Below are 23,698 nucleotides of genomic sequence, written 5' to 3'. Positions count from 1 at the left end.
GCCGTTCCCGGTACTCCTCGGTGTAGTCCTCGGTGCAGAAAGGCGTCAGCCGCAATGGTGGAGATCAAGACCCGCGACCAGATCGCGAAAATGCGCGAGGCGGGGCTGGTGGTCGCCGCCATTCACGCGGCGACCCGGGAGGCGGCCGTTCCCGGCGCCACGACCAAGGACCTGGACGAGGTGGCCCGCAAGGTGCTCGCCGAGCACGGCGCGAAGTCGAATTTCCTCGGCTACGGCGGATTCCCCGCCACGATCTGCACCTCGGTGAACGAGGTCGTCGTCCATGGCATCCCGGATACGAAGACCGTCCTGAAGGACGGCGACATCATCTCCATCGACGCGGGCGCGATCGTGGACGGCTGGCACGGTGACGCCGCCTTCACGGCCTTCGTGGGCACCGGGCACGCCCCGGAGCTGCTGGAGCTCTCCCGGGTGACCGAGGAGTCCATGTGGGCCGGTGTCGCGGCCGTGCGGAACGGCAACCGCCTGGTGGACATCTCCCGGGCCATCGAGAGCTACATCCGCCGCCAGCCGCTGCCCTCCACCGGCAAGTACGGGATCATCGAGGACTACGGCGGGCACGGCATCGGCTCCGAGATGCACATGGACCCGCACCTGCTGAACTACGTCTCCCGCAAGCGCGGCCGCGGCCCGAAGCTGGTGCCGGGCTTCTGCATCGCGATCGAGCCGATGGTGAGCCTGGGCACCGCGAAGACGCACGTCCTGGAGGACGACTGGACGGTGCTCACGAACGACATGTCCTGGTCCTCGCACTGGGAGCACTCGGTGGCCCTGACGGAGGACGGCCCGCTGGTCCTCACGGCCGTCGACGGCGGCAAGGCCAAGCTCGCGGAGCTGGGCGTCACGGCCGCCCCGGACCCGCTGGGCTGAGGGTCCGCGGGGCCCCCGCCGGGCCCTGGCGGTCCGGCGGGGGCCCCGAGCTTTAACGATCAGCGCGGCTGGGCAGGCACCCTGGATTAGCCTTTGGGGTTGCCCTGACGTAGACTGACGCGTCGGCTCTCGTGTATCCGCATGCCCGCCTTCGTCCGCGGGGGTTCGGTGCACGAAGGTGCACAGGAGTCGATCAAGGTAGCCGATTCGAAAGGCGAAGCGTGGCCAAGAAGCAAGGTGCCATCGAGATTGAGGGCACCGTGATCGAGTCTCTGCCGAACGCGATGTTCAAGGTGGAGCTCCAGAACGGTCACAAGGTCCTCGCGCACATCAGCGGCAAGATGCGGATGCACTACATCCGTATCCTTCCCGACGACCGGGTCGTGGTGGAGCTGTCTCCGTACGACCTCACGCGCGGCCGGATCGTCTACCGCTATAAGTGAGCCTGAGCGGGTCCCGTACCCGCTCCTGCGGCCGGAAGGGTCGTCGATGGGCAGGCATACCTGCCAAACTCCCCGGAGCGATCCAGGGGAGAGTCTCGCGGATCCGTCCGGGAGAGAACTTCAACGGTACAAGTAGATCTTGCCCCGTCGTCGCCCCGTTCCTGCGGGGCGGTGGCACTGACCCGGAGAACCTCACATCCCATGAAGGTCAAGCCGAGCGTCAAGAAGATCTGCGACAAGTGCAAGGTGATCCGCCGCCACGGCCGGGTCATGGTCATCTGCGACAACCTGCGCCACAAGCAGCGCCAGGGCTGACGCACACCGACCTGCACCTCGCAGTTCTTCGCGCGACGCGAGCAATACGTACATACGCAGCGCCCGACCGGCCGTACAGCGGCCGGCGACACCTCCGGCGGGGGCCGGGGACCGGGTCCGTACCGCATTTGCCCATTCGGGCGGCCGGCGGTCCGGAGCGGCGCTGCGGAAGACCCCCGATAGTCAACTGGAGCCATTGAATGGCACGCGTTTCCGGTGTTGACATCCCGCGCGAGAAGCGCGTGGAGGTCGCACTCACCTACGTCTTCGGCATCGGCCGCACCCTGGCGAAGGAGACCCTCGCCGCCACCGGTGTGAACCCGAACACCCGCGTTCGTGACCTGGCCGAGGAGGACCTGGTCAAGATCCGCGAGTACGTGGACGCCAACATCAAGACCGAGGGTGACCTCCGTCGTGAGGTACAGGCCGACATCCGCCGCAAGGTGGAGATCGGCTGCTACCAGGGTCTGCGCCACCGTCGCGGTCTGCCGGTCCACGGCCAGCGCACCAGCACGAACGCCCGTACCCGCAAGGGCCCGCGTCGCGCGATCGCCGGCAAGAAGAAGCCGGGCAAGAAGTAGTCCTCAGCGGACGCTGACCAGCGGTCTTCGCTGTAGGACCGACCACCTCCCGTAGGAGTTAAGACATGCCCCCCAAGGGTCGTCAGGGCGCTGCCAAGAAGGTGCGCCGCAAGGAAAAGAAGAACGTCGCTCACGGCCACGCGCACATCAAGAGCACGTTCAACAACACGATCGTGTCCATCACGGACCCGACCGGCAACGTGATCTCGTGGGCCTCCGCCGGCCACGTCGGCTTCAAGGGCTCCCGCAAGTCCACGCCGTTCGCCGCGCAGATGGCCGCCGAGTCGGCCGCGCGTCGTGCCCAGGAGCACGGCATGCGCAAGGTCGACGTGTTCGTCAAGGGCCCCGGCTCCGGCCGTGAGACCGCGATCCGCTCGCTGCAGGCGACGGGCCTTGAGGTCGGCTCCATCCAGGACGTCACCCCGACCCCGCACAACGGCTGCCGTCCGCCGAAGCGCCGCCGCGTCTGACGCTTCCCGCGTCGTGGGGTGTGGGCGGTACGGCTCCCCGGAGCCGTACCGCCCGTACCCTTGTAAGAGCTCAGGACATCAAATAGTGGGTGTCCATGACTGAAGGATTCATCGCATGCTGATCGCTCAGCGCCCCTCCCTGACCGAAGAGGTCGTGGACGAGTTCCGCTCGCGGTTCGTGATCGAGCCGCTGGAGCCGGGCTTCGGCTACACCCTCGGCAATTCCCTGCGTCGTACGCTCCTCTCCTCGATCCCGGGTGCGGCGGTCACGTCCATCCGTATCGACGGTGTCCTGCACGAGTTCACCACCGTGCCGGGCGTCAAGGAGGACGTCACCGACCTCATCCTCAACATCAAGCAGCTGGTCGTCTCCTCGGAGCACGACGAGCCGGTCGTGATGTACCTGCGCAAGCAGGGCCCCGGTGTGGTCACCGCCGCGGACATCGCCCCGCCGGCCGGTGTCGAGGTCCACAACCCCGACCTGGTCCTGGCGACGCTGAACGCCAAGGGCAAGCTGGAGATGGAGCTGACCGTCGAGCGCGGTCGCGGTTACGTCTCCGCCGTCCAGAACAAGCAGGTGGGCCAGGAGATCGGCCGTATCCCGGTCGACTCCATCTACTCGCCGGTGCTCAAGGTCACCTACAAGGTCGAGGCGACCCGAGTCGAGCAGCGCACCGACTTCGACAAGCTGATCGTCGACGTCGAGACCAAGCAGGCCATGCGCCCGCGTGACGCCATGGCGTCCGCCGGCAAGACCCTGGTCGAGCTGTTCGGTCTGGCCCGTGAGCTCAACATCGACGCCGAGGGCATCGACATGGGCCCGTCCCCGACGGACGCCGCCCTGGCCGCCGACCTGGCGCTGCCGATCGAGGAGCTGGAGCTCACCGTCCGCTCCTACAACTGCCTCAAGCGCGAGGGCATCCACTCCGTGGGTGAGCTCGTCGCCCGCTCCGAGGCCGACCTGCTCGACATCCGCAACTTCGGTGCGAAGTCGATCGACGAGGTCAAGGCGAAGCTGGCCGGCATGGGCCTGGCCCTCAAGGACAGCCCGCCCGGATTCGACCCGACCGCTGCGGCGGACGCCTTTGGCGCCGAGGACGACGCGGATGCGGGTTTTGTGGAGACCGAGCAGTACTGACGGTCTTCGGGTGCGGGTGCGCTGTGGCTGGTCGCGCAGTTCCCCGCGCCCCTTCCGGGCGCCCCTTGCGGGGCAGCCCGGATCTCCGACAGGCAACCGTCTGCTCGGATACTGACTCCGGTACCTGGTACGGCCGGGGCAGACTTCTAGGAGAAATACCATGCCGCGTCCCACCAAGGGTGCCCGTCTGGGCGGCAGCGCCGCGCACGAGAAGGCGATGCTGGCGAACCTCGCCCGCTCCCTCTTCGAGCACGGCCGCATCACCACGACCGAGGCCAAGGCCCGCCGCCTGCGTCCGGTCGCCGAGCGCCTGATCACCAAGGCGAAGAAGGGCGACATCCACAACCGTCGCCAGGTGCTGCAGACGATCACCGACAAGGGCGTCGTCCACACCCTCTTCACCGAGATCGCTCCGCGCTTCGCCGAGCGTCCGGGTGGCTACACCCGCATCACGAAGATCGGCAACCGTCGTGGCGACAACGCCCCGATGGCCGTGATCGAGCTGGTCGAGGGCGAGATCGCCAAGAAGGCGACCGTCGCCGAGGCCGAGGCCGCCGCCAAGCGCGCGGTCAAGGAGGCCGACGCCAAGGCCGAGGCCGCCGAGGCTTCCGCCGAGGAGTCCAAGGACGCCTGACACCCCTGTGGGTGTGCACCGGACGGGCCCGCTTCCCTTTCGAGGGGAGCGGGCCCGTCCCGCATGGGTGAGAGAGAGATTCTGGTGAGTGACGAGGTTGAGCCCGGCTGGGTGCGGGTGCGGCTGGATCTGTCGTACGACGGCAAGGACTTCTCCGGCTGGGCGCGGCAGCGCGAGGGACAGCGCACGGTGCAGGGCGAGCTGGAGGACGCGATCCGTACGGTGACGCGTTCGCCGCGCACGTACGAGCTGACGGTCGCCGGCCGGACCGACGCCGGGGTGCACGCGCGCGGGCAGGTCGCGCACGTCGATCTGCCGGTGGAGGTGTGGACCGAGCACCGGGAGCGGCTGCTGCGCCGGCTCGCCGGGCGGCTGCCGCACGATGTGCGGGTGTGGCGGGCCGAGGAGGCCCCGGCCGGGTTCAACGCGCGGTTCTCGGCGGTCTGGCGGCGGTACGCCTACCGCGTCACGGATCACCCCGGCGGGGTGGATCCGCTGTTGCGCGGTCATGTCCTGTGGCACGACTGGCCGTTGGACGTCGACGCGATGAACGAGGCGTCGCGGCCGCTGCTCGGGGAGCACGACTTCGCCGCCTACTGCAAGAAGCGCGAGGGCGCCACGACGATCCGTACGCTGCAGCGGCTGAGCTGGGAGCGCGACGCGTCGGGCGTGGTCACGGCGACCGTGCGGGCGGACGCGTTCTGCCACAACATGGTGCGTTCGCTGGTGGGCGCGCTGCTGTTCGTCGGTGACGGGCACCGGCCGGTGGACTGGCCGGGCAAGGTGCTCGCGGCCGGGGTGCGGGACTCGGCGGTGCACGTCGTACGGCCGCACGGGCTGACCCTGGAGGAGGTCGGCTACCCGGCGGACTCCGAACTCGCCGCCCGCAACCGGGAGGCGCGCAACAAGCGGACGCTTCCGGGGGCGGGATGCTGCTGAGCTGACGTAGCGTCAGGCGATATCGATGGGCGCCGCCCCCCGGACCCACGAGGTCCGGGGGGCGGCGCTTTCGCACAGTGCCCTGGAGTCAGTTCCCCTCGGGGGCCGGGCAGTTGACGGCCAGGTCGCTGTTGACCGTGAAGTACGGGCGGACGCCCGCGACCACCGGGTACAGGTCGGTCTTGTTGCGGTCGACGATGTCGCCGGTGAGCCGGGCGAGTCGGACCGGCTCGACGTCCGGGGACAGGCGCAGGCTCAGGTCCCAGATGGTGCCCTCGGGGCCTCGGGCGGCGCGCAGCGTCTCGTACGGCAGGGTCAGCGCGAAGCCCGCCCCGCCGGTGACGGTGACGTCGGCGGTGACCTCGGAGCCGCCCTCGGCGCGCGGCCGGCCGACGGCGACCGGGGTGGCGCCGTCGCCGAACTCCGCGCCGTGCAGGGTGCCTTCGACGACCAGCGCGTCCCGTTCCTGCCGCAGCGTGCGGACCTCGGCGTGGGCGGGGCGGTGCCAGGCGCGGATCGCGAGGAAGCCGTCGACGGTCGGGTAGGGCACCCACCAGGTGAACGGGGAGCCGTCCAGCGGCTGGAGGTCCACCAGGCCGCGCCCCTCGGCGAGGTGGGAGACCACGCGGCGGCGGGCGTTGTCGTCGCCGCGCACGACGTGCAGGTCCCAGCGGCCCTCGTGCAGGCGCAGTTCGCGGCGGTCGAGGACGGCCGTCCACGGGCCGCCGGGCCGCTCCGGCTTGCGCAGCGGCACGGCGATCGGCTTGGCCTCCTTGCGGTGCGTGACCGTCAGGGAGAGGTTCTCGCCGGACAGGCCCTTGCGGTCCACGAGGACCACGATGTTGCCGTTCGCGTCGACGCGGCAGGAGGCGGTGCAGCGCAGCGGCTTGCGGACGATCTCCTTGATGGCGGCCTTGACCGGCGGGGTCGCGGGCCTGGCCACGGAGCGGCGCAGCGGGCGCAGCAGCTTGCCGGCGGTGCGGCGCAGCATCTTCGCCAGCGGCACGGAGCCGTTCGCGGGCCGGGCGGCGGGCTTGACGGTGGTGGTCGTGGCGCCGGCCCTGGTGCCGGTGGCGGGCACGGCGGTCCGCTGCGGCCGCTCCTCGCCGCGCAGGCTCGCGATGAGCTCCTCGTAGGCGCGGGCGATGGCGTCCGGCTGGTAGCGCTCGGCGGAGATCCGGGCGGCCCTGCCCATGGACGTGCGCAGCTCGTCGTCCTCGATGAGCTTGAGCAGGCCCTTGGCGATGGCGGCGCTGTCGCCGTTGGCGACGAGGAGGCCGTCCTTGCCGTCGGTGATGATCTCGCCGGGGCCGTGCGGGCAGTTCGTGGCGACGACCGGCACACCGCAGTTCATGGCCTCGACGATCGTCATGCCGAAGGACTCCTCGCGGGAGGTCACGGCGGCGATGGAGCCCTTGGCCCACTCGGTCTCGATGGGGGAGTGGGCGCCCATGAGCGTGAGCGAGTCGCTCAGGCCCAGCTTGTCGATCTGCGCGCGCAGCCTGGGGAGTTGGGGGCCGCGGCCGTAGATGCGCAGCTTCCAGTCGGGGTGCGCGGCCGCGACCGTCGCCCACGCCTCGACGAGCAGGTCGTAGCGCTTGACGGGGATGAGCCGGCCGGCGGCGACGACGAGCTTGGCGCTGCCGTCGGAGGGCTCGACCTCGGAGGGCGGGCAGCCGTTGGGCAGAGCGACGAGCTTCGTCCGCACGCCGGGGAACTGCTCGCGGTGGGTGGCGGCGTCGGCCTCGGAGACGGCGGTGTGCGCGTCGAGGCGGGGGATCGCGCGGTCCTGGGCGGCGCGGATGTTCGGCTCGTGCGTGCCGTAGATCCGGTGCTCCTGGCCGATCTTGAGATAGCGGTCGGTGCCGAACTCGGCGAGGTACATCACGAGTCCGGGCCGGGTCGCGATCACGACGTCGGCGTCCGTACGGGCCAGGTGCTCCGCGACGCGCTTGTCGGTGAGGGCGCTGAAGTGGGCGCCCTTCGCCTCGACGGGCGGGACGAGCGCGCTCTCCTGCTGGAGCAGCTCGTTGTCCCGGTCCGCGCCGTGCTCGGCGCGGGTGTCGATGAGGTGGACGAGCCGGACCTTGCGGTGCAGCGGGAGCTTCGGGGTGCCGCCGGTGCGGTGGATCGAGACGATCTCCACGTCGTGGCGGGTCGCGAGCGCGCTCGCCACGTTGAACGTGGAGCGGATGGTGCCGCCGATGCCGTAGGCGTTCTGCAAAAGGAAAGAGATCTTCATGGCGGTGTGTGCGGGGCCCGTGCCGGGCGTCGCGTCCGTCCTTCCCCCCTGGCCTGGAGTGTCGAGGTCGTCCCCTCATGCGGCGGGCCGCCTGGTCGGTTGCGGTCCGGTGCGTCCGTTAAGACCGCTGGGGAGGCTTTCGGTTGCTTCCTCAGCCTACATTGTGCGTTGGGTCACACTTCCGGCCTTCCTGGGAGGCGTCGGGGGCCTCCCGTACGTTGAGGATCTTCCGTGCTTCGGGGATCTTCGGGGTCGGGCGCACGTCGACGGTCAGGTCGTTCTCCGGGTCGAAGACGGGGCGGACGGTGACGGTCCCCCGAAGGGGGGACGGGAGGGTGCCCGCCGGGTACACGTCGGTGCGCTTGCGGTCGACGTTGTCGCCGGCGAGGCGGCCGAGGGGGACGAGGGCGGCGCCGGGGGCGGGGCGCAGCCGCAGCCGCCAGGCCCCTTCGACGGTTTCGGTGCTGCCCGTGAGGGTCTCGTACGGCAGGGTGCAGGTCAGCCGCCGCTCGTCGAGGACGGTGACGGGCAGTTCTACGGGTTCCGCGCCGTCCCGCGGGGGCAGTGCGACGAGGGTGCCGTGCTCGCCGAGGGGTACGGCCGTGCCGTGCGCGGTCGCGGTCAGGGTCAGCGCCTCCGGGCCGGCCTCGATCCGGTCGAGCTCGGCGTGCGCGGGCCGGCGCCAGGTGCGCAGGGTGAGGCCGCCGCCGGCGGTGGCGTAGGGCACCCATGCGGTGACGTGGCCCTCCTGCTCGCGCAAGGGCAGCGCCAGCAGCCGCGCCTGCTCCACGTACGCGGCCCCGACCCGGGCCCGCTTGCCGTCGTCGGCCCGCTCGACACGGAAGTCCCAACGGCCTTCCGCCAGGGGGTTGGTGCGGGTGAGGACGGCGGTCAGGTCGCCGGTGGCGGCGTCCGCGACGAGCGGCAGCTCGACGCGCTGCCGGGCGGCGGTGCCGTCGGTACCGCGCAACGTGCCGACGAGCGTGAGGAGTTGACCACTGACCCCGGCGCGGGGGAACCGGACGGCGAGCCCGCCGTCGACGGTGGCCCGGGCGTGCGCACGGGGGCGGAGGGGCTTGAGGGGAGCGGGTACGGGGGGCGCGGCTGCGCGGTTCGGGGTGGTCGTGGGCGGGGGCGTGGGCGTTCCGGCGCGGCGGCGCAGGACACGCAGCAGCCGGCGGGCGGTGCGGCGGAGGGGGTGGACGGTGGCTGTACGGGCGGTGGGTGCGGCCGTTGCGTCGGCGGATGGCCCGGGTGCCCCGGAGTTGTCGTGCGGTGTGGGCGTGGTCCCGTTGTTCGGGCGGGCGGGGGTGGCTGGGGTCGGGGTGGGCCCCGTAGGGGTGGTCGTTGTGTCGGGCGGCGCGTTCGTACCCTGCTGCGCGCCGTCGCGCAGGGTCCGTACGAGGTCCTCGAAGCGTTCGGCGACGCGTGCGGGGGTGTAGCGCTTCGCGGACTCGCGGGCGGCTGTGCCCATCGTGTGGCGGAGGGCCGGGTCGTCGATGAGGGCGAGCAGGCCCGCCGCGAGGGCGTCCGCGTCGCCGGTGGGGACGAGGAGGCCGTCCTCGCCGTCGGTGATGATCTCGCCGGGGCCGTGCGGGCAGTTCGTGGCGACGACCGGCACACCGCAGTGCATCGCCTCGACGATCGTCATGCCGAAGGACTCGTAGTCGGAGGCGACGGCGGCGACGGCTCCCTTGGCCCACTCGGTCTCGATGGGGGAGTGGGGGCCCATGAGGAACACGTGGTCGCTGAGGCCGAGCCGGTCGATGCGCTCGCGGAGCGCGGCGTGTTCGGGGCCGCGCCCGTAGATGCGCAACCGCCAGTCGGGGCGCTCGGCGACGACCTTGGCGAAGGCCTCGACGAGCAGCGGATAGCGCTTGACGGGGATGAGCCGGCCGGCGGCGACGACGAGCCGGGCGTCGCCGGAGGAGGGTTCGACGGGCGGTGCGGGCACCGCGTTGGGCAGGGCGACGACCGGGGTGCGCACGCCGGGCAGGTGCGCGCGGTGCGTGGCCGCGTCGCCCTCGGAGACGGTGGTGTACGCGTCGAGGAGGGGGATCGCCGCGTCCTGCGCCTCCCGCACGGCCGGCGGGTGCGAGCCGTGGATGAGGTGTTCCTGGCCGATGCGCAGGAAGCCGCGCTCGCGGGCGAGCCGCGCGAGGTACACGACGAGGCCGGGGCGGGTCGCGACGACGACGTCCGCGTCGGTCGCGGCCAAGTACGCGGCCACGCGCTCGTCGGCGAGGCGCGTGAAGGCGGTGAGGGACGCCTCGCCGCCGGGCAGCAGCGCGCTCGGTTCCCGCTGGAGTTCGTGGTCGAGGTCCCGGCCGGCGCCCTTGCCGGTGTCCTTGCGGATGTCGATGAGCGGGACGAGCCGTACTCCGGGGCCGGGCGGCAGCTGGGGGGTGTCGGCGCCCCGGTAGACGGAGACGATCTCGACGTCGTGGCGGGCGGCGAGCGCGCTCGCGAGGTTCCCGGTGGCGCGGATGGTGCCGCCGATGCCGTAGGCGTTGTGGATGAGGAACGCGATCTTCATGGCGGTGTCGCGAGGCGGCGGGCGCCGCGTTCGCCTTCTCCCTGCCGACGAGTGGGGTGGGAAGTGGGGGAGGGCGCCGCCCCCCTCGACGGGGTAACGACGCCCGGGCACTCGTGGTGATGGGGCCGGGATTCCTGGGGTTCCGCTGTGAAGGCGCTGTGCGTCAGCTGTGGGGAGATCTATGGGCTGCTGTTACAAATCGGCCGGGATTCGGGCCTGTTGACCCTGTTTGCCGCCGGCCGCTCAGGCGTGCTCGGAGCGGGAGACGGAGGCCGCCGCGGCGGCGTTGGCGCGGGCCATGACGCGCTGGAACGCGTAGTCCGACAGATCGCGGGCGGCGGCCAGGGCCCGGGTGTCGGCGGCCGTGACCGAGGTGCCGTTGGTGAACCCGGCGACGGTGAAGTAGGCGTAGCGGCCGATGGAGTTGGTGGTCAGCCGGCAGGTCAGGCCGCCCTGGCAGAAGGCGGGGGCGTCGCCGCCCGGGAGCGGTGCGATGTTGCCGGTGGCCTGCTCCTTGACGCGGTCGGCGGCGGCCTGGTCGTCGAAGACGGCGACGCCGACGGTGACGGCGACCCCGTCCCGTACGTAGGTGGCGCGCAGCAGTCGGCGGCAGCCGTTGCCGGTGAGGACGGGGCCGAGGCCGGCCTGGGCGCCTGCGGCGCAGTCCTCGCCGCTGTCGGTGGCGGTCCGCTGGTACGGGCGGCCCGCGAGGACGGGGCGCGGGTGCGGGAAGAAGGACTCCGTGGTGAGGGGCGCCGTGTCCTTCCCGGCGTTCGCTATGAACTCGCGGGGGTCCGGCGGGGGTGGCGGGGCGACCTGCGAGAAGCTCGGCCCGGGGGAGCCGCCGGCGCTCCGCGCGGGGGCGGGCAGCGCCTTGTTGCCGCCGCTCTGCGTGTGCGTGACGGCGGTCGCCACGGCGGCGGCGACGGCCCCGGCGGCCAGTACGCCGCCGCCGGCGTACAGCCATTTCCGCCGCCGGCCGCGCGCGGCGGTGGTCTCGGCGAGCGCGGCCCAGTCGGGGGTGTGCGCCGGCGCCTGCGGCTGGGGGAGCCCCGGCCCGTACGGCCCGCCGGGGAGCGGGGGGTGTCCCTGAGCGGCCCTGGGCTGATCGGGCGCGGCGGGGCCGTAGCCGTGGCCGCCCTGCCCGGGCGCGGAACCCCCGGGGGGCTGGGGGAGGCCGGCGCCGGGCAGCCCCGGCCCGTACGGTCCGCCCGAGGCGGCGTCGTGGCCGCCCTGCCCCGGCGCGGAAGCGGGCCCTCCGCCCGTCCCCCACGGGCCGCCCGTCCGTCCGGAGTCCCCCCGGGCCCCGTCCGGACCCCCCTGCCCAAAGCTCATGCCCCGCATCGTAATCCGCTTGGACCGGGCCGTCCGGGGCGGAACAATCGCGGCCATGGGACACGTCGAAGCGGCACATCTTGAGTACTTCCTCCCGGACGGCAGGGCGCTGCTCGGCGATGTGTCGTTCCGGGTCGGCGAGGGCGCGTCCGTCGCGCTCGTCGGGGCGAACGGCGCGGGCAAGACGACGCTGCTGCGGCTGATCGCCGGGGAGCTGGAGCCGCATGGCGGCTCGGTGACGGTCAGCGGCGGGCTCGGCGTGATGCCGCAGTTCGTGGGGTCCGTACGGGACGAGCGTACGGTCCGTGACCTGCTGGTCTCCGTCGCGCAGCCGCGTATCCGCGAGGCGGCGGAGGCCGTCGACGAGGCCGAGCACGCGGTGATGACTGGGGGTACCTCCCACGCCGTTCAGGCAGTGGGGGAGGATGACGAGGCCGCGCAGATGGCGTACGCGCAGGCGCTCAGCGACTGGGCGGAGGCGCGCGGCTACGAGGCCGAGACCGTGTGGGACATGTGCACCATGGCCGCGCTCGGCGTCCCGTACGAGAAGGCGCAGTGGCGCCAGGTGCGCACGCTCAGTGGCGGCGAGCAGAAGCGGCTGGTGCTGGAGGCGCTGCTGCGCGGCCCGGAGGAGGTCCTGCTGCTGGACGAGCCGGACAACTATCTCGACGTGCCGGGCAAGCGCTGGCTGGAGGAGCGGCTGCGCGAGACGCGCAAGACCGTGTTGTTCGTCTCGCACGACCGGGAGCTGCTGGCCCGCGCCGCCGAGAAGATCGTCAGCGTCGAGCCCGGGCCGGCGGGCATGGGGGTCCCCCCACGAAGTGGGGGAGTCTGGGTGCACGGCGGGGGCTTCGGCACGTACCACCAGGCCCGTAAGGACCGCTTCGCGCGCTTCGAGGAGCTGCGGCGGCGGTGGGACGAGCAGCACGCCCAGCTGAAGAAGCTGGTGTTCACGCTCAAGCAGAAGGCGATGTACAACGACGGCATGGCCTCCCGCTACCAGGCCGCGCAGACCCGGCTGCGGAAGTTCGAGGAGGCCGGGCCGCCGCAGGAGCCGCCGCGCGAGCAGGACATCCGGATGCGGCTGCGCGGCGGCCGTACCGGTGTGCGTGCGGTGACCTGCGCGGGGCTGGAGCTCACGGGCCTGATGAAGCCGTTCGACCTGGAGGTCTTCTACGGCGAGCGGGTCGCGGTCCTCGGCAGCAACGGCTCGGGCAAGTCGCACTTCCTGCGGCTGCTGGCCGGTGACACCGAGCGTCCCGTGGCGCACACGGGCTCCTGGAAGCTGGGCGCCCGCGTCGTCCCCGGCCACTTCGCGCAGACCCACGCCCACCCGGAGCTGTTCGGCCGCACCCTGATCGACATCCTGTGGACGGAGCACGCGCGCGACCGGGGCGCGTCCATGTCCGCCCTGCGCCGCTACGAGCTGGACCGGCAGGGCGACCAGCCCTTCGAGAAGCTCTCCGGCGGGCAGCAGGCGCGCTTCCAGATCCTGCTGCTGGAGCTGGCCGGGGCGACGGCGCTGCTCCTGGACGAGCCGACGGACAATCTGGACCTGGAGAGCGCGGAGGCGCTGCAGGAGGGGCTGGAGGCCTTTGAGGGGACGGTGCTGGCGGTCACGCACGACCGCTGGTTCGCGCGCTCCTTCGACCGCTTCCTGGTCTTCGGGGCGGACGGGCGGGTCCGAGAGGCCCCGGAGCCGGTGTGGGACGAGAGCCGGGTGGTGCGCAAGCGGTAGCGCGGGGGCGCGGCTGGCCGGTCCGTTCCGGGGATGGGACCATGTGTTTTGACCCCGCCGGTGGGCGACCGGTACTCTACGAGTTCGTTATGCGTATTGGCTTGGTCGTTCTCACGCGAGGGGCCCTTACGCTTGTCCACCGGTCCGATGACCAGCGGCGGACTGTCGGGTTGCGTCCCCGGCAGGCTGCCAGGCTGCAGTGATCTTCCCGGCGGGCCGTGTCAGGACCCACACTCACTGAAGAAGCGAAGGCTACGACCGTGCGTACGTTCAGCCCCAAGCCCGGCGATGTCCAGCGCCAGTGGCACATCATTGACGCGCAGGACGTCGTCCTGGGCCGTCTGGCCTCCACGGCAGCGTCCCTGCTCCGTGGCAAGCACAAGCCCGTGTATGCCCCGCACCTCGACATGGGTGACTTCGTCGTCATCATCAACGCCGACAAGGTGCACCTGTCCGGTAACAAGAAGACCCAGAAGATGGCCTACCGCCACTCCGGCTTCCCGGGCGGTCTGCGCTCCGTGCGTTACGACGAGCTGCTCGACAAGAACCCCGAGAAGGCTGTCGAGAAGGCCGTCAAGGGCATGCTGCCGAAGAACTCCCTCGGCCGTCAGATGCTCTCGAAGCTGAAGGTCTACTCGGGCTCCGAGCACCCGCACGCTGCCCAGCAGCCGGTCGCGTTCGAGATCACCCAGGTCAAGCAGGGCTAAGTCCCGGCCACCGCCGAACCAGAAAGATCTGAGGAGAACCAGTGGCTGAGACCACCGCCGAGATGCCGGTCGAGGGCATCGAGGAGTACACCACCGAGACCGAGGTCGTTGAGTCGGAGTACACCTCCGAGTCCCTCGCGTCCCGCTTCGGCGACCCGCAGCCGGCCGCCGGCCTGGGCCGTCGCAAGAACGCCATCGCCCGTGTCCGGATCGTCCCGGGCTCCGGCAAGTGGAAGATCAACGGCCGCACCCTTGAGGACTACTTCCCCAACAAGGTGCACCAGCAGGAAGTCAACGAGCCCTTCAAGGTTCTTGAGCTCGACGACCGCTACGACGTCATCGCCCGCATCGCGGGTGGCGGCGTCTCCGGCCAGGCCGGCGCCCTGCGCCTCGGCGTGGCCCGCGCCCTGAACGAGGCGGACGTGGAGAACAACCGCGGCCCGCTGAAGAAGGCCGGCTTCCTCAAGCGCGACGACCGTGCGGTCGAGCGCAAGAAGGCCGGTCTGAAGAAGGCCCGCAAGGCTCCGCAGTACAGCAAGCGCTAATCGCGGCTTCGCTGCTGCACGAACGCCCCGGCGCACACTCTTGTGCAGCCGGGGCGTTCGGCTATCGGCGGTCCGCGGCGTATACCTGGAAGCAATGCCCCGGACCAGGGCCGGACACCCCGGTACGGGGGCCCTGCCCCGTAAGGCCCCGTACTTCCCGCGTTTTTCGGAGGACACCACAGTGGGACGACTCTTCGGTACGGACGGTGTGCGCGGCGTGGCCAACGCCGACCTGACGGCCGAGCTCGCACTCGGCCTGTCGGTCGCCGCGGCTCATGTGCTCGGTGAGGCGGGCACCTTCGAGGGCCATCGCCCGGTGGCCGTCGTCGGCCGTGATCCGCGCGCGTCCGGGGAGTTCCTGGAAGCCGCCGTGGTGGCCGGGCTCGCCAGCGCCGGGGTCGACGTGCTGCGGGTGGGTGTGCTGCCCACGCCCGCCGTCGCCTATCTCACCGGGGCGCTCGGCGCCGACCTGGGCGTCATGCTCTCCGCGAGCCACAACCCGATGCCCGACAACGGCATCAAGTTCTTCGCCCGCGGCGGCCACAAGCTCGCCGACGAGCTGGAGGACCGTATCGAGCGGACCTACCGGGCGCACGCCTCCGGCGAGCCCTGGGACCGGCCCACCGGCGCCGGCGTCGGCCGGGTCCGCGACTACGACCAGGGCTTCGACAACTACGTCGCCCACCTCATCGGCGTGCTGCCCAACCGTCTCGACGGCCTCAAGGTCGTCATCGACGGCGCGCACGGCGCCGCCTCCCGGGTCTCCCCGGAGGCCTTCGCCCGGGCCGGCGCCGAGGTCGTCACCATCGGCACCGACCCCGACGGCCTCAACATCAACCACGAGTGCGGCTCCACCCACCTCGACAAGCTGCGGGCCGCCGTCGTCGAGCACGGCGCCGACCTGGGCGTCGCCCACGACGGCGACGCCGACCGCTGCCTGGCCGTCGACGCCTCCGGCGAGGAGGTCGACGGCGACCAGATCCTCGCCGTCCTCGCCCTGGCCCTGCGCGAGTCCGGTGCCCTGCGCAAGAACACGGTCGTCGCCACCGTGATGTCCAACCTCGGCTTCAAGCTCGCCATGGAGCGCGAGGGCGTCGACCTCGTCCAGACCGCTGTCGGCGACCGCTATGTCCTGGAGGAGATGAAGGCCCACGGCTACGCCCTCGGCGGCGAGCAGTCCGGCCACGTCATCGTCCTCGACCACGCGACCACCGGTGATGGCACCCTGACCGGCCTGATGCTCGCGGCCCGCGTCGCCGCGACGGGCCGGCCGGTGGCCGAACTGGCCGGTGTCATGCGGCGGTTGCCGCAGGTCCTCATCAATGTGCGGGACGTGGACAAGTCCCGCGTGAAGACCTCGCAGGAGCTCGCCTCCGCCGTCGCGGCCGCGGAGGCCGAACTCGGCGCCACCGGGCGGGTGTTGCTGCGCCCCTCGGGCACGGAGCCCGTGGTGCGGGTCATGGTGGAGGCCGCCGACATCGAGCAGGCGCGGGCGGTCGCGGAGCGGCTGGCCGATGCGGTGAAGTCGGCGCTGGGGTAAGGGACTTGCCGTAAGGGGGGCCGAGGGGCGTAGCCCCTCGGACCCCCTTTTTTGTTACAGCTTGCGCAGCGACAGACGCTGCACCTTGTGGTCCGGCCCCTTCCGCAGGATCAGATTCGAACGGCCCCGTGTCGGCGCCACGTTCTCCAGCAGGTTCGGCTTGTTGATGGTCCGCCAGTTCCGGCGCGCGAAGTCCAGGGCCTCCTCCTCCGACACCTGCGTGTACTGCCGGAAGTACGAGCTCGGGTCGTGGAAGGCGGTGGCCCGCAGCTTCGTGAAGCGCTCGTAGTACCAGCGCTCGATGTCCTCGGTGCGCGCGTCGACGTAGATGCTGAAGTCGAAGAAGTCGGCGAGCCCGACCCGGGTCCGGCCGTCCTTGCCGGGCAGGGCGGGCTGCAGGACGTTGAGGCCCTCGATGATGAGGATGTCGGGGCGGTGCACGGTCAGCCGTTCACCGGGAACGATGTCGTAGATGAGGTGGGAGTAGACGGGCGCGGACACCTCGTCCTTGCCGGCCTTGACGTCGGCGACGAAGCGGGTGAGGGCCCGCCGGTCGTAGGACTCGGGGAAACCTTTCCGCGACATCAGCCCGCGCCGGTGCAGCTCGGCGTTGGGCAGCAGGAAGCCGTCGGTGGTGACGAGCTCGACGCGCGGATGCTCCGGCCAGCGGGCCAGCAGCGCCTGCAGCAGCCGGGCCGTGGTGGACTTGCCGACCGCGACACTGCCGGCCACGCCTATGACGAAGGGGGTGCCGGGCTGCGATCCGTGACCCTTGTCGCCGGCCTCGCCGAGGAAGGTGTTCAGGGTGCCGCGCAGGGCGCTCGTCGCGCCGACGTAGAGGTTGAGCAGCCGGGACAGCGGCAGATAGACGTCGCGCACCTCGTCGAGATCGACGACGTCGCCGAGCCCGCGCAGCCGCTCGACCTCGCCGGCGGTCAGCGGCAGCGGCGTGTTCTCCCGCAGCGCGCTCCACTCCGCGCGGGTGAGGTCCACGTACGGGGACGACTCCGCCCGGCGGCGCTGCTGCGGCTGCACTGTAGTGGTCGGCACGGGCCCATTGTGCGCGGGCCGCGCGCGGTGCTCACTCCCGGGTTCGGGGTGTGGGTGTTCTTGTGCGGTTTGGGCGAGTCGTACGGGCCGGGGTCCGCCTGGGGTCGTACGGGCCGTACGGGCGGGGTGCATCGGGGTCCGTACGGCCGGGCCGCGCCGCCCCCCTACGGGCCACCCGGGTGAAAGGCGATGTCACCCCTGTACTTACTCATGAGTCAGGTCTACGGTCCGGGGTCCGGCCTGCCGGTCACCGCGTCGCGGGGCCGCCGCTCGACCCTGGGGACACCGTGTTCGTTCGCCATCCCGTACGCCCCCTGCGTCCCGCACGCCCCGTGGGGGCCGTACTGCGTGCTGCCGTGCACCGGCTCGTCTGCCGCGAGCGCCGGCGCGGGAGGCGCCCGTGTGCTTCCGGTCCCGGCCCCGGCCCCGCCCTCGACGAGATGTTCGCGGCGCGGGTGCGCGGCGAGCTCGTCGCCGCGCTGCCGGACGAGGACCTGGGCCAGGAGCTCGACGACTGCCTGGACACCTATGTCCTGGGCAGCAAGCCGCGCTGCGAGGAGGTCGAGTACCTCGAACTCGTCCAGGACGCCATCGACCGCATCGAACGCGGGCGTTGAGGGGACGCGGGGCGCGGGCGGCGTGCGGTCTTGCCGTGGTCGCCCGCCGCGAGCGGCCCCGCGGGCCGTACGCTGCTGCGCATGTGCGGAATCGTTGGCTATGTGGGAGGGCAGTGCGCCCTCGATGTCGTATTGGCGGGGCTGCGGCGCCTGGAGTACCGCGGCTATGACTCGGCCGGGGTCGCGGTGCTCGCGGACGGCGGGCTCGCGGCCGCGAAGAAGGCCGGCAAGCTCGCCAACCTGGAGAAGGAGCTGTCCGACCGCCCGCTGCCCTCCGGCCCGACCGGCATCGGACACACCCGCTGGGCCACCCACGGCGGCCCCACCGACGCCAACGCCCATCCGCACCTGGACAACGCGGGCCGTGTCGCGGTCGTCCACAACGGCATCATCGAGAACTTCGCCGCCCTGCGCGCCGAGCTGGCCGAACGCGGCCACGGCCTGGCCTCGGAGACCGACACCGAGGTCGTCGCGCACCTGCTCGCCGAGTCCTTCTCCTCCTGCGGCGACCTGGCCGAGGCGATGCGGCAGGTGTGCCGCCGCCTGGAGGGCGCCTTCACGCTCGTCGCGGTGCACGCCGACGAGCCCGACGTGGTCGTGGGCGCGCGCCGCAACTCCCCGCTCGTGGTGGGCGTCGGCGACGGCGAGCACTTCCTCGCCTCGGACGTCGCCGCGTTCATCGAGCACACCCGGGAGGCGATCGAGCTGGGCCAGGACCAGGTCGTGGAGCTGCGCCGGGACGCGGTGACGGTCACCGACTTCGACGGCGCGCCCGCGCGGGTCCGTACGTACCACGTCGACTGGGACGCCTCCGCCGCCGAGAAGGGCGGCTACGACTACTTCATGCTCAAGGAGATCGCCGAGCAGCCGAAGGCGGTCGCGGACACGCTCCTGGGCCGGATCGACGCGCAGGGGACCCTGTCCCTGGACGAGGTCCGCATCCCCGCGTCCGTCCTCCGCGAGGTGGACAAGATCGTCATCGTGGCCTGCGGCACGGCCTACCACGCGGGGATGATCGCCAAGTACGCGATCGAGCACTGGACCCGCATTCCCTGCGAGACGGAGCTGGCCAGCGAGTTCCGCTACCGCGATCCGATCCTCGACCAGCGCACCCTCGTCATCGCCATCTCGCAGTCCGGGGAGACCATGGACACGCTGATGGCGCTGCGGCACGCGCGCGAGCAGGGCGCGAAGGTCCTCGCCATCTGCAATACGAACGGCTCCACCATCCCCCGCGAGTCGGACGCCGTCCTCTACACCCACGCCGGCCCCGAGGTCGCCGTCGCCTCCACCAAGGCGTTCCTCACCCAGCTCGTCGCCTGCTACCTCGTGGCGCTCTACCTCGGGCAGGTGCGCGGCACCAAGTGGGGCGACGAGGTGCACTCCGTCGTCCGTGAGCTGTCCGCCATCGGCACACAGGTGGAGGAGGTGCTGGAGACCATGGAGCCCGTCCGCGCGCTGGCGCGCTCCCTCGCCGCCAAGAACACGGTCCTCTTCCTCGGCCGGCACGTGGGCTATCCCGTGGCCCTGGAGGGCGCCCTCAAGCTCAAGGAGCTCGCCTACATGCACGCCGAGGGCTTCGCCGCCGGCGAGCTCAAGCACGGTCCGATCGCGCTCATCGAGAAGGACCTGCCCGTCGTGGTGGTCGTGCCCTCGCCGCGCGGGCGGTCCGTCCTCCACGACAAGATCGTCTCCAATATCCAGGAGATCCGCGCGCGCGGCGCCCGCACGATCGTGATCGCGGAACGGGGCGACGAGGCGGTGCGCCCGTACGCCGACCACCTGATCGAGATCCCCGCGACCCCCGTGCTCCTCCAGCCCCTCGTCGCCACCGTTCCCCTCCAGGTCTTCGCCTGCGAACTCGCCACCGCGCGCGGCAACGAGGTCGACCAGCCGCGCAACCTCGCGAAGTCGGTGACTGTCGAATGATCGTCGGAGTGGGCATCGACGTCGCCGCGATCGACCGCTTCGAGGCGGCGATGCGGCGTACGCCGTCCTTGGCGCAACGCCTCTTCAACGAGGGCGAGTTGTACCTCCCCGGCGGGGAGCGGCGCGGCATCGCCTCCCTGGCCGTCCGCTTCGCAGCGAAGGAGGCCGTCGCGAAGGCGCTGGGCGCGCCCGGCAACCTGCTGTGGACGGACGCCGAGGTCGTCACGGAGGGCTCCGGCCAGCCCCGCCTGCTGGTACGGGGGACGGTCGCGGCGCGGGCGGAGGCGCTGGGGGTCACGTCGTGGCATGTGTCGCTGAGCCATGATGCGGGGGTGGCTTCGGCGGTGGTGATCGCGGAGAAGTAAGGGGTTTGCGGTTCGGGGTCTCCGGGGGCAGCCCCTGGAGACCCCGGCGTTTCAGGAGGGCCTGCGCTGCGGTTGCGCGGAGGACCTGCGGTTGTGCGCGGCTGCCCAGTGCGCGCGTGTCTGTTCGCGGTAACGGGCTTCCGACGGCCAGTCGCAGCGGGCGGTGGCCGTGTGCCGGGCGGCGGTGAGGCGGACGCATTCGGGGCAGTCCGTTTCGCCGGGTACGAGGACGCTCGGGCCGGAGGTGTGCGGTACGGGCACGACGGGGCGCGGTGCGGTCATGAGTGGGCCTCCCGCTGATGCTTGTCCAACTCGGCCTGGATGCGGGCCACTTTGCTCATGGGATCGAGGCGCCTTGCGTCTGCGCGCAGGATGATGAGGCGCAGGCACTCCCGGCATACCGGGATCGTGGTTTCCGTGTCGGTCACCAACGGTTCGCCGCCTTCCTGCTGAGCGCGTTGGCCTCCGCGACGCGTTCGCTCAGCGTTGCCTTGCGGGTGATGCGACGCGCGTGCGTCGATCGCCAGTGGCGCTCCAGGGCTTCGGCCAGCTGTGTGGCGGTTTCGTGGCGCCCGTCGGCCGCCGCCCTTTCGCGTGCGGCGTCGATCTTGTGGCCGGTGGGGCAGCATGCGCCGTCTGCTGTCGTCATTGAGATGTGCACCTCCGAGTCTCCCCGTCAGGGCAGGACAAAGGGGCTGACATGAAAGGGAGTTCGAGCTGGATGGGTGGCATCTGCCCTGCCATATCGGCGAGATGGGGATGCCGCTGCTCAGAGTGCCTGCGGCGAAGGGTATTTGCAAGACTTCATTTGAATTCACTCATACGTGTTGACGTGCATTGCACGTGTCTCGCGCTGCTGATTTCATTTCGAGCGCAAGGGCATTTCACACGTGGTCGGCAGGAAGGGGCGGGGTGTGTCGGATGGGGTGACGGGGCCGACAGGGTCGACCGTGCCACGCAGGCAACTCGGGCGATACCTGGCGGAACTGCGCGAGCGGGCAGGACTCACGGTGAAGACGGCAGCGAAGGAGCTGGAGCGGTCCACCGCCACGCTGTGGCGCATCGAGTCCGGGAAGACCTCGATCCGGAGCCATGAGGTTGCGGTCATGTGCCGGGTCTACGGTGCGTCCGAGGACCTGACCGAGGCGCTGACGGCTCTCGCGAAGGAGACGAAGGCGCGGGGGTGGTGGCATGCGTACGGGGACGTGATCCCGGAAGGGTTCGATCTCTATATCGGGTTGGAGGAGGCGGCGGCCCGGCTCGATGTGTACGAAACGGCTCTGGTTCCTGGGTTGTTGCAGTCCGAGGGATATGCGCGCTCGATCATCGAAGCGGGACACGCGGACAAGGATCCGGCGGAGGTGGAACGGCGTGTGCAGCTTCGCGTCAAACGGCGTGTACTGCTCACCCGGGTGATCAATCCGCCGAAAATCGATGTTGCTCTTTACGAGGCTGTGCTGAGGTGCCCGGTCGGAGGGCATAAGACCATGGCGGAGCAGCTGCGCTACTTGGCGGAGGCCAGCGAATTGCCCAACCTTACGATCAAGGTTGTGCCCTTCAGTGCAGGGCTGCACCAAGGCGTCGTGTCCGGGCAGTTCATGATCCTGCGCTTCCCCTCCACGGGGAACGGCAGCACGACCGAGCCGCCGACCGTCTATGTGGACGGCTACACGGGAGCCCTCTACCTGGACAAGCCTGCTGAGATCGAGCAGTACGACTCAGCTTTCAGGAACGTGTGGAACATGGCTCTGGGCGTCGAGGAGTCGCGACGCCTCATCTTGGAAGTGGCAGGGAGTCTTGATGGTTGACCCGAGCCGAGTGATATGGCGCAAGTCCAGCTACAGCAACGCGGACAGAGCGTGTGTCGAAGTCTCCGACGCCTGTCCCGGTATCGTCCCGGTCCGGGACAGCAAGCGCCCTCACGGGCCCATACTTTCGGTGTCGGCATCGGCTTGGTCCTCGTTCGTCGCCGCTGTCGACGTGGACCGGACTGCCGGGCGCTGACACCGCATCCCACGTTCGGAAGGCCCGCATTCGCGGGCCTTCCCGTTAACGGGGGTCGTGCCCGATCATGTTCGTGGCCAGCTCCTCGTCGGTGATCTCCGTGGCCCACCCCTCGGGCGGTTCCAGATACTGGCTGCACGCCCCGCAGTGCGGGCAGGACCATCTCCCGTGAATCCCGTGCACGTCGGCGCCGCAGCCGGTACAGCTGTTCGTCGTGAAGTACGGCTCCCCGTCGGGGAGACGGGGTATACGGGGGCGGGGGGTGTCCATCGATTCTTCTTTCGAGGGGCCCACCGACTTCAGCCGGTGGGGGGGCCAGTCCTTGGCTCTGGGACGCGGTGCGCTGCGGTATCGCTTCGTTGTCAGTGCCGGGCGTTAGGCTCAGCGCATCGGCATTGGACGGCTCAATCGTATGGAGAGGCAGGGGACTTGAGGCATTCGTACAAGTTCCTTCTCCGTCCGACGGTCGGGCAGGAGGCCGCGCTGCGGGCGATGCTGGTCGATCACTGTTCGCTCTACAACGGGGCGTTGCAGGAGCGCCGTGACGCCTGGCGGCATGTGTCGAAGACGAGCATCAAGTACGTGGACCAGTCCGCGCAGCTCAAGGAGATCCGGGCGTTCGACCCGGAGCGTCAGGGCCGTTGGTCGTTCTCCTCGCAGCAGGCCACCCTGCGGCGTCTGGACAGAGCGTTCGCCGCGTTCTTCCGCCGGGTGAAGGCGGGGGAGAAGCCGGGTTATCCGCGTTTCAAGGGCGTCGGGCACTTCGACACCGTGACCTTTCCGAAGGACGGCGACGGCTGCCGGTGGAACAGTACGCCGCACGATCGGCAGACCCGCGTGCGCCTGCAGGGCGTCGGGCACATCCGCGTGCACCAGCACCGTCCCGTGAAGGGCCGTGTGAAGACGGTCTCGGTGAAGCGGGAAGGCCGCCGTTGGTACGTGATCCTCGCCTGCGACAACGTGCCCGCCGAGCCCCTGCCCGCCACGGGCCGTCGGATCGGCATCGACATGGGGACCGCGCATTTCCTGACCACGTCGGACGGCGTACACATCGCCAACCCGAAGCCCGGCAAGAAGGCCGCCTGCGCCCTGGCGCGGGCACAGCGGGAGCTGGAGAGGTTCCCCAGGCGCAGGCGGGCGAAGGACCGCAGCAAGGCCCACCGCGCGGCGGTACGCAAGGTCGCCCAGGTCCACGCCAAGGTCAGGCGTCAGCGACTGGATTTCGCGCATAAGGCCGCGAACTTCGTGATCCGTGACGCGGACGTGATCGGGCACGAGCGGCTGAACATCGTGGGCATGACCCGCACCCCCAGGGCCAGGCCCGACCCCGGCCAGGACGGCGCGTTCCTGACGAACGGAGCCGCCGCCAAGGCCGGTCTCAACCGCAGCATCCTCGACGCGGGTTGGGGCATCTTCCTGAACATCCTGACGCACAAGGCTGAGAGTGCCGGTCGCCGGGTGGTCGTGGTGGATGCCCGCAACACTTCCCGCACCTGCCCGGACACGGAGTGCGGGCACGTGGCGGCGGAGAACCGCGACGGGGAAGCGTTCGTCTGCGTGAAGTGCGGGCTCACCGAGCATGCCGACCGCGTGGGCGCACTCAACGTCCATCACAGGGCCGGGCTGGTCCTCTGCACGGCGGCGTAGCCACCGACGCAGGAAGCCCGCGCGTTTACGCG

The 23,698-nt window shown here is 70.9% G+C and carries 26 protein-coding genes; 18 read left to right on the top strand and 8 right to left on the bottom strand.

Annotated features, from left to right (window positions below):
* Nucleotides 1-54 precede the first annotated feature (54 nt).
* The 8 genes from map (at nt 55) to truA (ending at nt 5,411) form a co-directional block, all read left to right on the top strand.
* The gene (gene map / locus ACFP1Z_RS16855) at nt 55-891 is read left to right on the top strand and encodes a type I methionyl aminopeptidase (RefSeq protein ID WP_390317197.1); all 837 of its coding nucleotides are present in this window, start codon (nt 55-57) and stop codon (nt 889-891) included.
* A 221-nt stretch (nt 892-1,112) separates the two neighbouring features.
* Nucleotides 1,113-1,334 (top strand): translation initiation factor IF-1, encoded by a 222-nt coding sequence (infA, locus tag ACFP1Z_RS16850; RefSeq protein ID WP_003956442.1) that lies wholly within the window; start codon nt 1,113-1,115, stop codon nt 1,332-1,334.
* A 201-nt stretch (nt 1,335-1,535) separates the two neighbouring features.
* Nucleotides 1,536-1,649, top strand: coding sequence for a 50S ribosomal protein L36 (gene rpmJ, locus ACFP1Z_RS16845; RefSeq protein ID WP_003956441.1), 114 nt, complete (start codon nt 1,536-1,538; stop codon nt 1,647-1,649).
* A 200-nt stretch (nt 1,650-1,849) separates the two neighbouring features.
* A complete protein-coding gene (gene rpsM, locus ACFP1Z_RS16840; RefSeq protein ID WP_390317196.1) occupies nt 1,850-2,230 on the top strand; it encodes a 30S ribosomal protein S13 in 381 nt (126 codons plus the stop codon).
* A gap of 65 nt (nt 2,231-2,295) precedes the next feature.
* Nucleotides 2,296-2,700 (top strand): 30S ribosomal protein S11, encoded by a 405-nt coding sequence (rpsK, locus tag ACFP1Z_RS16835; protein ID WP_003948617.1) that lies wholly within the window; start codon nt 2,296-2,298, stop codon nt 2,698-2,700.
* Between the two features lie 115 nt (nt 2,701-2,815).
* Nucleotides 2,816-3,838, top strand: a complete 1,023-nt coding sequence (locus tag ACFP1Z_RS16830; protein WP_390317195.1) for a DNA-directed RNA polymerase subunit alpha — start codon at nt 2,816-2,818, stop codon at nt 3,836-3,838.
* 160 nt (nt 3,839-3,998) lie between these two features.
* Nucleotides 3,999-4,472, top strand: coding sequence for a 50S ribosomal protein L17 (gene rplQ / locus ACFP1Z_RS16825; protein WP_390317193.1), 474 nt, complete (start codon nt 3,999-4,001; stop codon nt 4,470-4,472).
* An 84-nt stretch (nt 4,473-4,556) separates the two neighbouring features.
* Nucleotides 4,557-5,411, top strand: a complete 855-nt coding sequence (truA, locus tag ACFP1Z_RS16820) for a tRNA pseudouridine(38-40) synthase TruA (RefSeq protein ID WP_390317192.1) — start codon at nt 4,557-4,559, stop codon at nt 5,409-5,411.
* 88 nt (nt 5,412-5,499) lie between these two features.
* Here the strand turns inward: truA and ACFP1Z_RS16815 are convergent, their stop codons facing one another.
* From ACFP1Z_RS16815 to ACFP1Z_RS16805, 3 genes are all read right to left on the bottom strand, one after another.
* On the bottom strand, nt 5,500-7,653 hold the full coding sequence (locus tag ACFP1Z_RS16815) for a glycosyltransferase family 4 protein (protein ID WP_390317191.1): 2,154 nt from the start codon (nt 7,651-7,653) through the stop codon (nt 5,500-5,502).
* A gap of 151 nt (nt 7,654-7,804) precedes the next feature.
* Nucleotides 7,805-10,189, bottom strand: coding sequence for a glycosyltransferase (locus tag ACFP1Z_RS16810; RefSeq protein ID WP_390317190.1), 2,385 nt, complete (start codon nt 10,187-10,189; stop codon nt 7,805-7,807).
* 243 nt (nt 10,190-10,432) lie between these two features.
* Entirely contained in the window at nt 10,433-11,524 is a 1,092-nt protein-coding gene (locus ACFP1Z_RS16805) for a hypothetical protein (RefSeq protein ID WP_390317187.1), read from the bottom strand.
* A 55-nt stretch (nt 11,525-11,579) separates the two neighbouring features.
* Here ACFP1Z_RS16805 and ACFP1Z_RS16800 point away from each other — a divergent pair, with 55 nt between their 5' ends.
* The 4 genes from ACFP1Z_RS16800 to glmM all read left to right on the top strand — a co-directional run bounded on the left by ACFP1Z_RS16800 (nt 11,580) and on the right by glmM (nt 16,054).
* Nucleotides 11,580-13,262, top strand: coding sequence for an ABC-F family ATP-binding cassette domain-containing protein (locus ACFP1Z_RS16800; protein WP_390317185.1), 1,683 nt, complete (start codon nt 11,580-11,582; stop codon nt 13,260-13,262).
* Nucleotides 13,263-13,522: 260 nt separating this feature from the next.
* Nucleotides 13,523-13,969, top strand: coding sequence for a 50S ribosomal protein L13 (gene rplM, locus ACFP1Z_RS16795; protein ID WP_390317184.1), 447 nt, complete (start codon nt 13,523-13,525; stop codon nt 13,967-13,969).
* Between the two features lie 41 nt (nt 13,970-14,010).
* Nucleotides 14,011-14,514, top strand: a complete 504-nt coding sequence (gene rpsI, locus ACFP1Z_RS16790) for a 30S ribosomal protein S9 (protein ID WP_390317183.1) — start codon at nt 14,011-14,013, stop codon at nt 14,512-14,514.
* Nucleotides 14,515-14,695: 181 nt separating this feature from the next.
* Nucleotides 14,696-16,054 (top strand): phosphoglucosamine mutase, encoded by a 1,359-nt coding sequence (gene glmM / locus ACFP1Z_RS16785; RefSeq protein WP_390317182.1) that lies wholly within the window; start codon nt 14,696-14,698, stop codon nt 16,052-16,054.
* A 54-nt stretch (nt 16,055-16,108) separates the two neighbouring features.
* Here glmM and coaA read toward each other — a convergent pair whose 3' ends face one another.
* Complete coding sequence (coaA, locus tag ACFP1Z_RS16780; protein WP_390317181.1) at nt 16,109-17,104, bottom strand: type I pantothenate kinase; 996 nt, start codon at nt 17,102-17,104, stop codon at nt 16,109-16,111.
* Between the two features lie 287 nt (nt 17,105-17,391).
* On the opposite strand from coaA, the gene ACFP1Z_RS16775 reads away from it, so the two are divergent.
* The 3 genes from ACFP1Z_RS16775 to ACFP1Z_RS16765 all read left to right on the top strand — a co-directional run bounded on the left by ACFP1Z_RS16775 (nt 17,392) and on the right by ACFP1Z_RS16765 (nt 20,015).
* The gene (locus tag ACFP1Z_RS16775) at nt 17,392-17,721 is read left to right on the top strand and encodes a hypothetical protein (RefSeq protein WP_390317180.1); all 330 of its coding nucleotides are present in this window, start codon (nt 17,392-17,394) and stop codon (nt 17,719-17,721) included.
* An 81-nt stretch (nt 17,722-17,802) separates the two neighbouring features.
* On the top strand, nt 17,803-19,650 hold the full coding sequence (gene glmS, locus ACFP1Z_RS16770) for a glutamine--fructose-6-phosphate transaminase (isomerizing) (protein ID WP_390317179.1): 1,848 nt from the start codon (nt 17,803-17,805) through the stop codon (nt 19,648-19,650).
* Nucleotides 19,647-20,015 carry a holo-ACP synthase gene (locus ACFP1Z_RS16765; protein WP_390317177.1) on the top strand — a complete coding sequence of 123 codons (369 nt, stop codon included), beginning with the start codon at nt 19,647-19,649 and terminating at the stop codon, nt 20,013-20,015. Before glmS ends, ACFP1Z_RS16765 begins: the two co-directional genes overlap by 4 nt.
* Before the next feature lie 51 nt (nt 20,016-20,066).
* On the opposite strand, the gene ACFP1Z_RS16760 is transcribed toward ACFP1Z_RS16765, so the two are convergent.
* Genes ACFP1Z_RS16760 through ACFP1Z_RS16750 form a run of 3 tightly spaced genes read right to left on the bottom strand, consistent with a single transcriptional unit; the run spans nt 20,067 to nt 20,664 of the window.
* On the bottom strand, nt 20,067-20,297 hold the full coding sequence (locus ACFP1Z_RS16760; protein WP_390317176.1) for a hypothetical protein: 231 nt from the start codon (nt 20,295-20,297) through the stop codon (nt 20,067-20,069).
* Complete coding sequence (locus tag ACFP1Z_RS16755) at nt 20,294-20,443, bottom strand: hypothetical protein (protein ID WP_390317174.1); 150 nt, start codon at nt 20,441-20,443, stop codon at nt 20,294-20,296. Before ACFP1Z_RS16755 ends, ACFP1Z_RS16760 begins: the two co-directional genes overlap by 4 nt.
* A complete protein-coding gene (locus ACFP1Z_RS16750; RefSeq protein ID WP_390317173.1) occupies nt 20,440-20,664 on the bottom strand; it encodes a hypothetical protein in 225 nt (74 codons plus the stop codon). The genes ACFP1Z_RS16755 and ACFP1Z_RS16750 overlap by 4 nt, the downstream gene beginning before the upstream one ends.
* A gap of 301 nt (nt 20,665-20,965) precedes the next feature.
* Between ACFP1Z_RS16750 and ACFP1Z_RS16745 the strand changes: the two genes are divergently transcribed.
* Nucleotides 20,966-21,823, top strand: coding sequence for a helix-turn-helix domain-containing protein (locus tag ACFP1Z_RS16745; protein ID WP_390317344.1), 858 nt, complete (start codon nt 20,966-20,968; stop codon nt 21,821-21,823).
* Nucleotides 21,816-22,019: a DUF397 domain-containing protein gene (locus ACFP1Z_RS16740; RefSeq protein WP_390317172.1), complete on the top strand. Its 204-nt coding sequence runs from the start codon at nt 21,816-21,818 to the stop codon at nt 22,017-22,019. Before ACFP1Z_RS16745 ends, ACFP1Z_RS16740 begins: the two co-directional genes overlap by 8 nt.
* 45 nt (nt 22,020-22,064) lie before the next feature.
* Here ACFP1Z_RS16740 and ACFP1Z_RS16735 read toward each other — a convergent pair whose 3' ends face one another.
* Entirely contained in the window at nt 22,065-22,289 is a 225-nt protein-coding gene (locus ACFP1Z_RS16735; protein ID WP_390317171.1) for a hypothetical protein, read from the bottom strand.
* 159 nt (nt 22,290-22,448) lie between these two features.
* Here ACFP1Z_RS16735 and ACFP1Z_RS16730 point away from each other — a divergent pair, with 159 nt between their 5' ends.
* On the top strand, nt 22,449-23,666 hold the full coding sequence (locus tag ACFP1Z_RS16730; RefSeq protein WP_390317170.1) for an RNA-guided endonuclease InsQ/TnpB family protein: 1,218 nt from the start codon (nt 22,449-22,451) through the stop codon (nt 23,664-23,666).
* The last annotated feature ends 32 nt before the right edge of the window (nt 23,667-23,698 follow it).

This window comes from Streptomyces gamaensis, from assembly GCF_042656465.1.
Lineage (GTDB): Bacteria > Actinomycetota > Actinomycetes > Streptomycetales > Streptomycetaceae > Streptomyces > Streptomyces gamaensis.
Note: the sequence above shows the minus strand (reverse complement) of the source record. Positions and strands in the feature narration are given on the sequence as shown.

Coding starts and splice junctions, on each gene's coding strand:
- ACFP1Z_RS16750 (WP_390317173.1), bottom strand. CDS start 20,664: ATGACGACAGCAGACGGCGCATGCTGCCCCACCGGCCACAAGATCGAC.
- ACFP1Z_RS16810 (WP_390317190.1), bottom strand. CDS start 10,189: ATGAAGATCGCGTTCCTCATCCACAACGCCTACGGCATCGGCGGCACC.
- rpsK (WP_003948617.1), top strand. CDS start 2,296: ATGCCCCCCAAGGGTCGTCAGGGCGCTGCCAAGAAGGTGCGCCGCAAG.
- ACFP1Z_RS16735 (WP_390317171.1), bottom strand. CDS start 22,289: ATGGACACCCCCCGCCCCCGTATACCCCGTCTCCCCGACGGGGAGCCG.
- ACFP1Z_RS16800 (WP_390317185.1), top strand. CDS start 11,580: ATGGGACACGTCGAAGCGGCACATCTTGAGTACTTCCTCCCGGACGGC.
- ACFP1Z_RS16815 (WP_390317191.1), bottom strand. CDS start 7,653: ATGAAGATCTCTTTCCTTTTGCAGAACGCCTACGGCATCGGCGGCACC.
- ACFP1Z_RS16805 (WP_390317187.1), bottom strand. CDS start 11,524: ATGAGCTTTGGGCAGGGGGGTCCGGACGGGGCCCGGGGGGACTCCGGA.
- rpmJ (WP_003956441.1), top strand. CDS start 1,536: ATGAAGGTCAAGCCGAGCGTCAAGAAGATCTGCGACAAGTGCAAGGTG.
- rplQ (WP_390317193.1), top strand. CDS start 3,999: ATGCCGCGTCCCACCAAGGGTGCCCGTCTGGGCGGCAGCGCCGCGCAC.
- map (WP_390317197.1), top strand. CDS start 55: ATGGTGGAGATCAAGACCCGCGACCAGATCGCGAAAATGCGCGAGGCG.
- ACFP1Z_RS16760 (WP_390317176.1), bottom strand. CDS start 20,297: ATGACCGCACCGCGCCCCGTCGTGCCCGTACCGCACACCTCCGGCCCG.
- glmS (WP_390317179.1), top strand. CDS start 17,803: ATGTGCGGAATCGTTGGCTATGTGGGAGGGCAGTGCGCCCTCGATGTC.
- ACFP1Z_RS16765 (WP_390317177.1), top strand. CDS start 19,647: ATGATCGTCGGAGTGGGCATCGACGTCGCCGCGATCGACCGCTTCGAG.
- ACFP1Z_RS16830 (WP_390317195.1), top strand. CDS start 2,816: ATGCTGATCGCTCAGCGCCCCTCCCTGACCGAAGAGGTCGTGGACGAG.
- rpsM (WP_390317196.1), top strand. CDS start 1,850: ATGGCACGCGTTTCCGGTGTTGACATCCCGCGCGAGAAGCGCGTGGAG.
- ACFP1Z_RS16740 (WP_390317172.1), top strand. CDS start 21,816: ATGGTTGACCCGAGCCGAGTGATATGGCGCAAGTCCAGCTACAGCAAC.